Annotated in this window: 14 protein-coding genes; 12 read left to right on the top strand and 2 right to left on the bottom strand. The window is 66.4% G+C overall.

Annotation, left to right across the window (positions count from 1 at the left end):
- Positions 1-149: 149 nt before the first annotated feature.
- On the top strand, positions 150-509 hold the full coding sequence (locus G6N08_RS01285) for a WhiB family transcriptional regulator (RefSeq protein ID WP_308494689.1): 360 nt from the start codon (positions 150-152) through the stop codon (positions 507-509).
- 8 nt (positions 510-517) lie between these two features.
- Here G6N08_RS01285 and G6N08_RS01280 read toward each other — a convergent pair whose 3' ends face one another.
- Positions 518-940, bottom strand: coding sequence for a metallopeptidase family protein (locus tag G6N08_RS01280; protein WP_163756507.1), 423 nt, complete (start codon positions 938-940; stop codon positions 518-520).
- A gap of 160 nt (positions 941-1,100) precedes the next feature.
- Here G6N08_RS01280 and G6N08_RS01275 point away from each other — a divergent pair, with 160 nt between their 5' ends.
- The 4 genes from G6N08_RS01275 to manA all read left to right on the top strand — a co-directional run bounded on the left by G6N08_RS01275 (position 1,101) and on the right by manA (position 5,447).
- Complete coding sequence (locus tag G6N08_RS01275) at positions 1,101-1,517, top strand: DUF3499 domain-containing protein (protein WP_218033323.1); 417 nt, start codon at positions 1,101-1,103, stop codon at positions 1,515-1,517.
- Between the two features lie 192 nt (positions 1,518-1,709).
- On the top strand, positions 1,710-3,122 hold the full coding sequence (locus G6N08_RS01270; RefSeq protein ID WP_163753518.1) for a phosphomannomutase/phosphoglucomutase: 1,413 nt from the start codon (positions 1,710-1,712) through the stop codon (positions 3,120-3,122).
- Positions 3,119-4,213, top strand: a complete 1,095-nt coding sequence (locus tag G6N08_RS01265) for a TobH protein (RefSeq protein WP_163753517.1) — start codon at positions 3,119-3,121, stop codon at positions 4,211-4,213. Before G6N08_RS01270 ends, G6N08_RS01265 begins: the two co-directional genes overlap by 4 nt.
- 7 nt (positions 4,214-4,220) lie before the next feature.
- Positions 4,221-5,447, top strand: coding sequence for a mannose-6-phosphate isomerase, class I (gene manA / locus G6N08_RS01260; protein ID WP_163753515.1), 1,227 nt, complete (start codon positions 4,221-4,223; stop codon positions 5,445-5,447).
- Positions 5,448-5,652: 205 nt separating this feature from the next.
- On the opposite strand, the gene G6N08_RS01255 is transcribed toward manA, so the two are convergent.
- Complete coding sequence (locus tag G6N08_RS01255; protein ID WP_163753513.1) at positions 5,653-6,897, bottom strand: HNH endonuclease signature motif containing protein; 1,245 nt, start codon at positions 6,895-6,897, stop codon at positions 5,653-5,655.
- 556 nt (positions 6,898-7,453) lie between these two features.
- Between G6N08_RS01255 and G6N08_RS01250 the strand changes: the two genes are divergently transcribed.
- From G6N08_RS01250 to mtrA, 7 genes are all read left to right on the top strand, one after another.
- Positions 7,454-8,677 carry an alkane 1-monooxygenase gene (locus G6N08_RS01250; protein WP_163753511.1) on the top strand — a complete coding sequence of 408 codons (1,224 nt, stop codon included), beginning with the start codon at positions 7,454-7,456 and terminating at the stop codon, positions 8,675-8,677.
- The gene (locus G6N08_RS01245) at positions 8,677-8,850 is read left to right on the top strand and encodes a rubredoxin (RefSeq protein WP_163753509.1); all 174 of its coding nucleotides are present in this window, start codon (positions 8,677-8,679) and stop codon (positions 8,848-8,850) included. Before G6N08_RS01250 ends, G6N08_RS01245 begins: the two co-directional genes overlap by 1 nt.
- Entirely contained in the window at positions 8,847-9,029 is a 183-nt protein-coding gene (gene rubB, locus G6N08_RS01240) for a rubredoxin RubB (protein ID WP_163753507.1), read from the top strand. The genes G6N08_RS01245 and rubB overlap by 4 nt, the downstream gene beginning before the upstream one ends.
- 33 nt (positions 9,030-9,062) lie before the next feature.
- The gene (locus tag G6N08_RS01235; protein ID WP_163753505.1) at positions 9,063-9,740 is read left to right on the top strand and encodes a TetR/AcrR family transcriptional regulator; all 678 of its coding nucleotides are present in this window, start codon (positions 9,063-9,065) and stop codon (positions 9,738-9,740) included.
- 109 nt (positions 9,741-9,849) lie between these two features.
- Complete coding sequence (gene ahcY, locus G6N08_RS01230; RefSeq protein ID WP_163753503.1) at positions 9,850-11,322, top strand: adenosylhomocysteinase; 1,473 nt, start codon at positions 9,850-9,852, stop codon at positions 11,320-11,322.
- Between the two features lie 33 nt (positions 11,323-11,355).
- Positions 11,356-11,988, top strand: coding sequence for a dTMP kinase (locus G6N08_RS01225; protein WP_163753500.1), 633 nt, complete (start codon positions 11,356-11,358; stop codon positions 11,986-11,988).
- A 105-nt stretch (positions 11,989-12,093) separates the two neighbouring features.
- A complete protein-coding gene (gene mtrA, locus G6N08_RS01220) occupies positions 12,094-12,780 on the top strand; it encodes a two-component system response regulator MtrA (protein WP_163753498.1) in 687 nt (228 codons plus the stop codon).
- Positions 12,781-12,807: the final 27 nt, after the last annotated feature.

The raw sequence follows: 12,807 nt of genomic DNA, 5'->3' as shown, positions 1-12,807 counted from the left end.
AATCACATCAGTGTCATTCCCGGTGGCCAGCCGATTACGGTGTCGCAGCCGAGATTCGATCACTTGTTCGAAAATTGAGATGGCCGCACATCACACACACATCACAACAGCGCGCGACATTCACGACCAATCAGGTGAGGAGGCGGAGCATGTCCTATGAGCACCTTCGGGGCGTTGTGGGAGGCACACCGCACACCAATATCGGCGCGGCGAGGACAACTGCGGCATCCCGCCCTCATTTGAGTTTGGTTCCCGACGCGCCCGAAGTATTTCCGCGGGTGCCGGTCACGAGAGAGCAATGGCAAGACCGCGCATTGTGCGCGCAAACCGATCCCGAGGCATTCTTTCCCGAGAAGGGCGGCTCGACCCGCGAGGCCAAGAAAATCTGCCTGGGCTGCGAGGTCCGCAATGAGTGCCTGGAGTACGCGCTCGCGCACGACGAGCGCTTCGGCATTTGGGGCGGTCTCTCGGAGCGTGAGCGCCGCCGTCTCAAGCGCGGCATCATCTGAGTGTCTCGTTACTCGTCATCGATTGTCGGGTCGATGATCGAGGGATCGACGTCCAGATACGTGGCTACCTGAGCCACCAGAATGTCATGCAGCAAATCGGCCAGCTCGACCGTGTCCTTTGCGCGTCGCTCGATTGGCTTGCGGAACAGCACGATTCGTGCGCGGGTAGCGTGGCCGCGGACGTCGACACCGGCGGGGATCAACCGGGCCAGCGGGATCGGGCCGTCGGCGACGACCTCGGGCGGCCATTGCACGTTGTCCGGATCCTTGGGAAAGATGCGCGGAATCTCATCAACCGCCACGTCCAGCCCGGACACCCGGTCCTGCCATTGTCGTTCTATCGGTTCGTAGGCCTCCAGCACCGCCATGTCAAACCGCTCGGCCCGGCTGCGCCACCCCGGCACAGTAGGCGGGAGCAACGGCCCCCGCATCTCTCGGCCGCGCCGGGCAACGGATCTGCGCACCGTCCGATCGCGTCGCCGCGAGCTGCGCGAATCGCTCACGCGCCGATGGTAACGGTTACACATCGTGGGCCGTGCGCATGCGCGTGTCCGCGCTGCCGGGCGGTTTGACCACGATAGCCTCTCGGTCGTGACCGTTCCCCGTCGCTGTTGCCGGCCCGGGTGCCCGCACTACGCGGTGGCGACGCTGACGTTCGTCTACTCTGATTCGACTGCTGTGATCGGTCCGCTTGCCACCGCGCGGGAGCCGCATTCCTGGGATCTGTGCGTCGGCCACGCCGGTCGGATCACCGCGCCACGCGGGTGGGAACTCGTGCGCCACGCGGGTCCATTGCCCACCCACCCCGATGAGGACGACCTGGTCGCGCTCGCCGACGCGGTTCGGGAGGGCCGCGATCGATCGGCGACGCGCCCGCCGCCCAACGGCGTCGGGACTCTGCCGTCCCAGCTTCCCACGGTGCAGACCGGCAGTGTGCTCGCGCCCCCGCACACCAGTTCCGGGCGCCGGCGCGGCCACCTGCGGGTCCTGCCTGACCCGACCGATTAAGGCGTGCCGGGTCCCACTCGAACGGACGCCCGCTTCGTCGTGGCGATATCACGCTGCGGGCAGCAGAATGGGCTCGCCACTGTGGGAACCGTGCGAGCACCGCGATTGTGCGAGCGCGCCGTTTGCTGACCGGCGATGCCGACAAAACCGATAGGCTGACCGTGAAGAGTCCACGTCATCAGGAGCCCTGTCATGTCTCGGCCCGCTGCGGCTGTCGATCGTGTGATTAAGGCTTATGACATTCGGGGACTGGTTGGCACGGAGATCGACGAATCTCTCGCCGCCGACGTCGGCGCCGCGTTCGCCAGGCTGATGCGCGGTGAGGGGTCGCAGCGGCTCGCGATCGGCCACGATATGCGGGACAGTTCCCCCGCCCTGGCTGCTGCATTTGCCGGCGGGGTGATCGCCCAGGGCCTTGACGTGGTACGGATCGGTCTGGCGTCCACCGATCAGCTTTACTTCGCCTCCGGCATGCTGGATTGTCCCGGCGCGATGTTCACGGCCAGCCACAACCCGGCAGCCTATAACGGCATCAAGATGTGCCGGGCCGGCGCCAAACCGGTGGGCCAGGACAGCGGGCTCGCCGCGATCCGCGAAGCTCTGATCACCGGCGTCGCAGGCTACGATGGGCCACCTGGAACGACCACCGATCGAGATGTGCTGGACGACTACGGGGCGTTTTTGCGCTCGCTGGTAGACATGTCGGGACTGCGTCCCCTTCGGGTGGCTGTCGACGCCGGCAACGGGATGGCCGGCCACACCGCTCCCGCGGTACTGGGCCCGATCGACTCGATCACCCTGTTGCCGTTGTACTTCGAGCTCGACGGTACCTTCCCCAACCATGAGGCCAATCCGCTCGACCCGACAAACCTCAAGGACCTGCAGGATTATGTGCGGGCCACCGGCGCTGATATCGGGCTGGCGTTCGACGGGGACGCGGACCGGTGCTTCGTGGTCGACGAGCGTGGCCGGCCGGTCTCCCCGTCGACGGTGACTGCGCTGGTCGCCGCGCGTGAACTGACCCGCGAAATCGGTGCCACCGTCATCCACAATCTGATCACCTCACGCGCGGTGCCCGAACTGGTGCTCGAGCGCGGCGGCACACCGGTGCGTTCGCGTGTCGGCCACTCGTATATCAAAGCGCTGATGGCGGAGACCGGCGCGATCTTCGGCGGCGAGCACTCTGCGCACTATTACTTTCGGGATTTCTGGGGAGCCGATTCCGGTATGCTGGCCGCGCTGTACGTGCTCGCGGCGCTCGGTGAGCAGCAGCGTCCGCTTTCGGAGCTGGCGGCGGACTACCAACGCTACGAATCCTCCGGCGAGATCAATTTCACCGTCTCCGACGCCACCGCATCTGTCGACGCGGTGCTGAAATCCTTTGGGAGCCGGATTCATTCCATCGACCACCTGGACGGCGTGACGGTCGACTTAGGTGACGGCAGCTGGTTCAACCTGCGCAGCTCCAACACCGAGCCGTTGCTGCGGCTGAATGTGGAGGGACGTTGCGCCGAGGACGTCGACGCGGTGGTCCAACACATCGCCGCCCAGATCACCGCAACGGGCGGTGTGCGGGAAAGGGCGTCTGAAAGGGCTCAGCAATGAACGCTATCGGCGCCACCATCGACTTCGACGACACCGAGAGCCTGATCGCCGCCGACCGCGACGGCCTTCTGCGAGCGGCATCCATGGCGGGCGCGCAGGTACGTGCCACCGCCGCCGCGGTCGATGAGGGCGCCCTCGACCCCGTGCGCGGGGACGACCGCCCGCGTGCGGTGATCTGGGTAGCCGGTCGCGGCACCGCCGAGACCGCCGGTGCGATCCTGTCGGCGACGCTGGGCGGTGTGGCCGGGGTGCCGATCGTGCTCGCCGCCGAGACGCCGCCCTGGCTGGGCACGCTGGATGTGGTGATCGTCGCCGGCGACGACCCCGGCGATCCGGCGTTGGTCGGAGCGGCCGCGTCCGGGGTGCGCCGGGGCGCGCGGGTGGTAGTCGCGGCGCCCTACGAGGGGCCGCTGCGCGACACCACGGCCGGCCGTGTCGCGGTGCTGGAACCACGGCTGCAGGTTCCCGACGAATTCGGGTTGAGCCGATACCTGGCGGTCGGCCTGGCCGCACTGCACAGCGTGGACGGCAGGCTGGGAACGGATTTAGCGGCCCTGGCCGACGAGTTGGACGCCGAGGCGCTGCGCAACAGTGCGGGCCGCGAACTATTCACCAACCCCGCGAAGACGCTTGCCGAACGCATGTCGGGTCGCGATGTGGTGTTGGTCGGTGACTGCGCTGCAACACTGGCATTGGCCCGGCACGGCAGTGCGGTGCTGCTGCGGGTCGCCCGCCAGGTGACCGCCGCGACCGGGCTGGCCGATGCGGTGGTGGCGCTGCGCTCCCGGCTGCCGTCGGGACCCGCCCGCGCGGCAGACGCGCTTTTTCACGATGACCAGATCGACGGCCCGTTACCGGAACGGATGCGAGTGCTGGCCCTGACGCTGGCCGGTGAACGGACAGTGGTAGCGGCACGGGTCGCCGGGCTCGACGATGTTGATCTGGTCGCGGCCGAGGATGTGCCGGATATGCCCGTCGTGTCCGGCGGGTCGCCGGCGCCGACCGGCATGCACCGGGCCGACCAGCAACTGGCGATACTGGCCGTCCGGTTGGAGATGGCTGCGGTTTATTTGCGACTGGTGCGGGGATAGACACACCGTGGAATTGCTACGCGGAGCGATACGGACGTATGCGTGGGGGTCACGGACCGCTATCGCCGAATTCACCGGCCGGCCGGTGCCGGCCGTGCACCCCGAAGCCGAACTCTGGCTGGGCGCACACCCGGCTGATCCGGCCCGGCTGCAGACCGAGGACGGCGAAGTGTCGCTGCTGGAACGCCTTGCCGCCGACCCCGATGGACAGCTCGGCGCCGCGTCGCGTGCCCGATTCGGCGATGGGCTGCCCTTTTTGGTGAAGGTGCTCGCGGCCGACGAGCCGCTCTCGCTGCAGGCCCATCCCAGCGCCGAGCAGGCGCTCGAGGGTTACCGGCGGGAGGAGCAACTCGGCATTCCGGTCACTTCCCCGGTGCGCAACTACCGGGACACCAGCCACAAACCCGAGCTTTTGATCGCGCTGGAGCCGTTCGAGGCGCTGGCCGGGTTCCGGCCGGCAGGGCAAACCGTCGAGCTGCTGCGCGCGCTGGCGGTGTCTGATCTTGACCCGTTTATCGACTTGCTGAACGACCAGTCCGACGCTGACGGTCTGCGTGCGCTGTTCACGACGTGGATCACTGCCCCCCAGCCCGATATCGACGTGCTGGTGCCCGCAGTGCTGGACGGCGCGATCCACTATGTGAGTTGTGGTGCGACACAGTTCGCCGCCGAAGCCAAGACGGTGCTGGAGCTGGGTGAGCGGTATCCCGGCGACGCCGGTGTGCTGGCGGCCTTGCTGCTCAACCGCATCAGCCTCGCCCCCGGCGAGGCGATCTTCTTGCCGGCAGGAAACTTGCACACCTATCTGCGCGGTGTCGCATTGGAAGTAATGGCTAACTCCGACAACGTCTTACGCGGAGGCCTCACCCCTAAACACGTCGACGTGCCCGAACTGCTGCGCGTCCTGGACTTCACGCCCACCACCGAAGCTCAGTTGCGCCCCCCGACACACCGGGACGGACTCGAGTTGGTCTACGACACTCCCGCCGATGAGTTCGCGGTTTCGCTGTTGACGCTTGATGGGCACTCCCTCGGTCATGAGGTCGACGCGCCGGCACGGCACGACGGTCCACAAATCCTGTTGTGCACCGAGGGTTGCACCACGGTGTCCGCAAAGTCCGGGGCACTGACCCTGGAACGCGGTATGGCCGCGTGGGTGGCGGCGGACGACGGGCCGATCCGGTTGGCGGCGCGCCGGCCCAGCACGCTGTTTCGCGCCACCGTGGGTGTGTAGCAGGCGCTGATGGGCCTCTGGCCGCGGTGGCGCGCGCCCCGACGCGCTGCGTCCGAGCCTATCTGCGCGGTAAGGTCACCATCCGGGCGCGGGGTGATCCATCGCACGCCGGGTCTGGCGTGAGCCCCGCCGTGGCGCGTATCGCGGCGTCGGTCAGCGGCGAGTGTGGTCAGCCTCAAGCTGTTGGCACCTGTCCTTGGCCGGGCTAGTTGGGTGGGGGTGGGTGGGGTTGGAAGGGCTCATACCACCACCAGTGGGCGCGTTCGCCGGTGGGTCCGGCCCACGGCGGCACAGCGGGTGGGGGTTTGGTGGGTGGGCGTGCCAGGGATCCTGCGTGAAGGCGTCGCCCGGAGCGGTCGGTGACGGTCAGATCGTCGGCGGTTCCGGCGATGGTGATCCCCCCACGGTGGTGTAACCGATGATGATATGGGCAGACCAACACCAGGTTGAATAACTCGGTGGGGCCGCCGTCTTCCCAGTGGCGGATGTGGTGGGCGTGCAGGCCGCGGGTGGCCCCGCAGCCGGGCACCGCGCACATCGGGTGGCGGTGCTCGAGGGCGCGGCGCAGCCGCCGGTTGATCACCCGGGTCGCCCGGCCGGCGCCGATAACCTCGCCGTCGCGTTCGAACCAGACTTCACAGCTGGCCTCACAGGTCAGGTATCGGCGTTGCGCGTCGCTCAGCAACGGACCGGCATGCAGCGCACCAACACGCTCGGTGACGTCCACGTGCACCACCACCGTGGTGTGCTGCCCGTGCGGGCGCCGAACCGCCTCAGCGTCCCAGCCGGTCTGCACCAGGCGCAAAAACGCCTCGATACTGCCAGGCACCGGGGGACAATTCATCGATATGCGCTCGGCATTGCCGTGATCGTGTGTCCACTCGGCGATCAGCGCCTCCCGATGCGACGCCAGCGCCGCCTCAAACATCGCCGCCTCATCGTGGGGAAGCCTGATGCGCCACGAGGTGAACGCCTCGGTGCTGGTTTTGGTGATCGAGCGCTGCGGCGGCGGCGCAGGATCAGGCTCGGGCCGCGGTTCGAGCTTCACCGCGGTGCGCAGCTGGTTGACCGTGGCCACCCGCGCCAGCGCCGCGTAATGCGCATCGGAGCCCTCACCCGCCCGCGCCGCGATCACCCCGAGCTGATCCAGCGACAACCGCCCCTCGGCCAGGCCCGCCGCGCAACGCGGAAACTCGTTAAGCCGGCGCGCCACGGTGGCGATCGTGTGGGCATTGGCCGAGGACACCCCCAGCTTCCAGGCCACCAACGCCGCCACCGACCGCGCCCCCGTCGCCCCCCACAGCTGCTCGCGGTCCAGCTCGGCGACGATCGCCACGATGCGCCCGTCAATCGCATTGCGCTGACCGGCCAACTGCGCCAATTCCTCGAACAACACCTCCAGGCGCCCGGCAGGGCTCACCGGCGCGGCAGACGATGCGGTCAACGACATACCGACATCATCGCAACCGGGTCCGACATTGAGCCTCGGTGTGAGTCCACGGGCGAATCCGAGGGTCCGACTGGGACACATGGTGATCCCTGAGTTTGAGCGGTCTTCCGTGGAGTGTGGTGTCTGCTCGTGCGGTGTTCTTGTTCGGGAGCTTGGAGCCGGCCCATGGTGTGGACTGCTGCTGAGAGGATGTCTGGGCCGTCGCCGCGGCGCTCAGTCACCTGGTGGTCGGAAAGAGCGTGTGGCAGACGGGCCTGGCAGGTGGCATTGACGTCGGAGATCGACGTTGCGGTCCGGGCTGCGCGCCAGGCGACGCGGGGATGGGAATTCCCGCAGCCGCCATGTCCTCGAACGGGCCGGGGAACACGACGTCGACCTCCGCTGCACGCGCCATCAGCACATGACGAGGACGGCCTTGGGGTACCGCCATCCCGTTCGCCGGTGCGCCGGGCAGGCGCCGAGATTTTACAAAAGACATAAATATGTCTAGACAAAAGACAAAAATCCCGATATTGTCCACACGGACTACGGTGTGGAGACCAGGGAGGTTGACGTTATGGCTGCCGGTGCACCCGCGGAACCCGGTCACGATGCCGCGGTGTGGCGCGATAGGAAGCGTTACCTGTGGCTGCTGGGGCTGATTGCGCCCACGATGCTGCTCGTGATCCTGCCGCTGGTGTGGGGGATCAACCGGCTGGGCGGGCTTGGTGTCTCGCAGGCGCTGTTCTGGATCGGCCCGGTCCTGCTCTACCTCGTGTTGCCGGCGCTGGACCTGCGTTTCGGCCCGGACGGCCAGAACCCGCCCGACGAGGCGATGGAGTGGCTGGAGAACGACAGGTACTACCGCTACTGCACGTACGCCTTCATCCCGTTTCAGTACCTCAGCGTGATCGTGGGCGCCTGTCTGTTCACCGCCGCGGACCTGGGCTGGCTCGGCTATCACGGCGGGCTGAGTTGGCCGGCCAAAATCGGTGTGGCCCTCTCGGTGGGTGCGCTGGGCGGGGTGGGTATCAACACCGCTCATGAGATGGGGCACAAGAAGGAGGCTGTCGAGCGCTGGCTGGCCAAGATCACGCTGGCGCAGAGTTGTTACGGGCATTTCTACATCGAGCACAATCGCGGCCACCATGTGCGGGTGGCCACCCCCGACGACCCGGCGTCGGCCCGTTTCGGCGAAACGTTTTGGGAGTTTCTGCCGCGCAGCGTCGTGGGCAGCCTGCGCTCGGCATGGCGGCTGGAAGCCCAGCGGATGCGCCGGCTGAACAAGAGCCCCTGGCACCCGTCGAATGACGTGGTGAACGCCTGGTTGATGTCGGTGCTGCTGTGGGGGGTGCTGCTTGCGCTGTTCGGCCCGGCGTTGATCCCCTTCGTGCTCATCCAGGCGGTCTACGGTATCTCGCTGCTGGAAACCGTGAACTATCTCGAGCACTACGGGCTGCTTCGCCGCAAAACGGCGACCGGTCGCTACGAACGGTGCACACCGGAACACAGCTGGAACTCGGACCATCTGGTGACCAACCTGTTCCTCTACCATCTGCAGCGCCATAGCGATCATCACGCCAACCCGACCCGGCGCTACCAGACGCTGCGCAGCCTGGACGGCGCGCCCAACCTGCCCAGCGGGTATGCGTCGATGATCACGCTGGCCTATCTTCCGCCGCTGTGGCGGCGGGTGATGGATAAGCGGGTGCTGGCCCACTACGGCGGCGACATCACCCGAGCCAACCTGCATCCGCGCCGCCGGGAGCAGATCCTGGGCCGCTACGGGGCAGCGGCGTGATGGCCGCCTACCGCTGTCCCGTCTGCGACTACGTCTACGACGAAGCCAAAGGTGCTGCACGGGAGGGTTTTCCGGCAGGCACACCGTGGCAGAACATCCCGCAGGACTGGTGCTGTCCAGACTGCGGGGTGCGCGAGAAGGTCGACTTCGAACCGATAGGAGCACACTCATGAACGACTACCGGCTGTTTCGCTGCATCCAGTGCGGATTCGAGTACGACGAGGCGCTGGGCTGGCCGGACGACGGCATCGCACCGGGTACCCGCTGGGACGACATTCCCGACGATTGGAGCTGCCCGGACTGCGGCGCGGCCAAATCCGACTTCGAGATGGTGGAGGTGGCGCGGTCGTGAGTAGCCCTGCCGGCGGCGATGCGGAGCGCAGCGATGAGCAGGAGCGGCGCGATCACCGCTAGTGTCGCGCACGTGAGACGGGTCCCGTACGCCGAAGCGTCGCGGGCGCTGTTGCGCGATTCGGTGCTGGACGCCATGCGTGACCTGCTGATGACCCGCGACTGGTCTGCGATCACCCTTGCCGATGTGGCCCGCGCGGCGGGTATCAGCCGGCAGACCATCTACAACGAGTTCGGGTCGCGGCAAGGGCTCGCGCAAGGCTATGCCCTGCGGCTGGCCGACCGCCTGGTGGACGCGGTCGGCGATGCGATCAACGCCAATGTCGGCGACATCTACGCCGCATTCCTCCAGGGGTTTCGGACATTCTTCACCGAATCGGCGGCCGATCCGCTGGTGATCTCACTGCTCAGCGGAGTCGCCAAACCCGATCTGCTGCAACTGATCACCACTGACAGCGCCCCTATCATCGCCCACTGCTCTGCGCGGCTTACCGCGCTGTTTACCCACAGCTGGATCAAGGCCGGTGATGACGATGCCGGCATTTTGGCGCGTGCGATCGTGCGGCTGGCGATGAGCTATGTGTCGATGCCGCCGGAGGCCGATCACGACGTCGCGGCCGACCTGGCGCGCCTGTTCACCCCGGCGGCCGAACGCTACGGAGGCTTCTGTGATCAGATGGGCCGCCCGGCCCGGGATGCAACGCAGCCATAGGTCTCGCGGCGCGTCCGGCCGGTGCGGCACATCGTCGGCGGACCGCACCCCGCGCAATAATGTGTACGTTAGCTAAGTAGTTGGATCGATTAACGATTGGGTACTCACTATGACGACGACTGAGAAGACACTGACCGCCGACGTCCGCAACGGAATCGAATACAAGGTCGCTGACCTGTCGCTGGCGGACTTCGGTCGCAAAGAGATCCGCCTGGCCGAGCACGAAATGCCGGGTTTGATGTCGCTGCGCCGTGAGTACGCCGACGTGAAGCCGCTGAAGGGTGCCCGGATTTCGGGGTCGCTGCATATGACCGTGCAGACCGCGGTGCTGATCGAAACCCTCCTGGAACTGGGTGCACAGGTCAGGTGGGCGTCGTGCAACATCTTCTCCACCCAGGACCATGCCGCCGCCGCCGTGGTCGTCGGGCCACACGGCACCCCCGAGGAGCCCAAGGGCACCTCGGTGTTCGCCTGGAAGGGCGAAACACTTGACGAGTACTGGTGGGCCTGCGAGCAGGCGCTGACCTGGCCCGGTGAACCGGCGAACATGATTCTCGACGACGGCGGAGACGCCACCCTCATGGTGTTGCGCGGTATGCAGTACGAGCAGGCCGGCGTGGTGCCGCCCGCCGACGAGAACGACTCGACCGAATATAAAGCGTTTTTGAACCGGCTGCGCAACCGTTTCGAGACCGATAAGACCAAGTGGACGAGGATCGCCGAGTCGGTCCGGGGTGTCACCGAGGAGACCACCACCGGTGTGCTGCGGCTCTACCAGTACGCCGCGGCCGGGGAGCTGAAATTCCCGGCGATCAACGTCAACGACTCGGTGACCAAATCCAAATTCGACAACAAATATGGCTGCCGGCACTCGCTGATCGACGGCATCAACCGCGGCACCGATGTGCTCATCGGCGGCAAAAGCGTGCTGATTTGCGGCTACGGCGACGTCGGGAAGGGCTGCGCGGAGGCGATGAAAGGCCAGGGCGCCCGGGTCACCGTCACCGAGATCGATCCCATCAACGCGCTGCAGGCGTTGATGGAGGGCTACGAGGTCAAGACGGTCGACGATGTCATCGACCAGGCGGATATCGTCGTCACCGCGACCGGCAATAAGGACATCATCACGCTCGAGCACATGCGGCGGATGAAGGATCAGGCCATCCTCGGCAACATCGGCCACTTCGACAACGAGATCCAGATGGCCGCGCTGGAACGTTCCGGAGCGATCAAGACCACCATCAAGCCGCAGGTCGACCAGTGGACCTTCCCCGACACCGGCCGCTCGATCATCGTGCTCTCCGAAGGCCGGCTGCTGAACTTGGGTAACGCGACGGGGCACCCCTCGTTCGTCATGAGCAACAGTTTCTCCAACCAGGTGATCGCCCAGATCGAGCTGTGGACCAAGCACGACGAGTACGACAACGAGGTGTACCGGTTGCCCAAGCACCTCGACGAGAAGGTTGCCCGCATCCACGTCGAGGCGCTTGGCGGCAAGCTGACCAAGCTCACCAAAGAGCAGGCCGAATACATCGGCGTCGACGTCGACGGGCCGTATAAAGCCGATCACTATCGTTACTGAGCGCCCGGGCGGCGGGGCGCTAGGCTCGCGTCAGTGTTGATCGCGATCGAAGGGGTGGACGGCGCCGGTAAACGCACCCTGACGGACGGGCTGCGGGCGGCGTTCGAGGCTGCCGGAACCTCGGTCGCGACGTTGGCGTTCCCGCGCTATGGGCACTCGGTGGCGGCCGATATCGCCGGCGAGGCGCTGCACGGCCGGCACGGTGATCTGGCGTCTTCGGTGTATGCGATGGCGCTGCTGTTCGCCTTCGACCGCGCCGAAGCGAAGGCGCACATCAGCGAATTGTGCCGCCGCCATGACGTGGTGATCCTCGACCGCTACGTGGCCTCCAACGCCGCATACAGCGCGGCGCGTCTGCGTCAGGAAGCGACCGGCGAGGTGGTGGCCTGGGTGCACGACATCGAATACCACCGGCTGCAGCTACCTAAGCCGAATTTACAAGTGTTGCTTGATGTTTCAACTGAACTGGCTGGTGAGCGGGCCCGGCGCCGAGCCGAGCGGGAGGCAAACCGGCCACGTGACTTCTACGAACACGATGAGGGTCTGCAGCAGCGCACCGGCATGGTTTATGCGGCTTTGGCGGCCAGCGGGTGGGGCGGGCGCTGGTTGGTCGTCGACGCCGGCGTCGACCCTGGCCGGCTGGCCGGGACCCTGTGGGGCGGCTGACGAGGGTTCCGCGCCGGCCGGCCGGCGGCTCGGCCGACAGATTCGGCCGGGTCGTCGAAGAAACGCGCGTGTAGTACCTGAGTTTTGTCGCGATCTGGTGACACCATGGACACCATGAGGCAAAGGATTCTCGTCGTCGATGACGACGCTTCGCTCGCCGAGATGCTGACCATTGTGCTGCGCGGGGAGGGTTTCGACACTGCGGTCATCGGCGACGGCAGCCAGGCGCTCACTGCGGTGCGTGAGTTGCGCCCCGACCTGGTCCTGCTGGATTTGATGCTGCCCGGTATGAACGGTATCGACGTGTGCCGGGTGTTGCGCGCGGACTCCGGGGTTCCGATCGTGATGCTGACCGCCAAGACCGACACCGTTGACGTGGTGCTGGGCCTGGAGTCGGGCGCCGACGACTACATCATGAAACCGTTCAAACCGAAAGAACTGGTCGCGCGGGTGCGGGCGCGGTTGCGGCGCAACGACGACGAGCCCGCCGAGATGCTGTCGATCGGCGACGTGGATATCGACGTCCCGGCGCACAAGGTCACCCGCAATGGCGAGCAGATCTCGCTGACGCCCCTGGAATTCGATTTGCTCGTGGCGCTGGCACGCAAACCGCGGCAGGTGTTTACTCGTGATGTGCTGCTCGAACAGGTGTGGGGATACCGTCATCCCGCGGACACCCGTTTGGTGAACGTGCATGTCCAGCGGTTGCGGGCCAAGGTGGAGAAAGATCCGGAAAACCCGCAGGTAGTACTGACCGTTCGAGGAGTGGGATACAAGGCCGGACCCCCGTGATCGGCACCGGCGACGGTGCAGACCGCA

The sequence above is a fragment of the Mycobacterium botniense genome, assembly GCF_010723305.1.
Lineage (GTDB): Bacteria > Actinomycetota > Actinomycetes > Mycobacteriales > Mycobacteriaceae > Mycobacterium > Mycobacterium botniense.
This window is presented reverse-complemented; position numbering and strand designations above follow the sequence as displayed.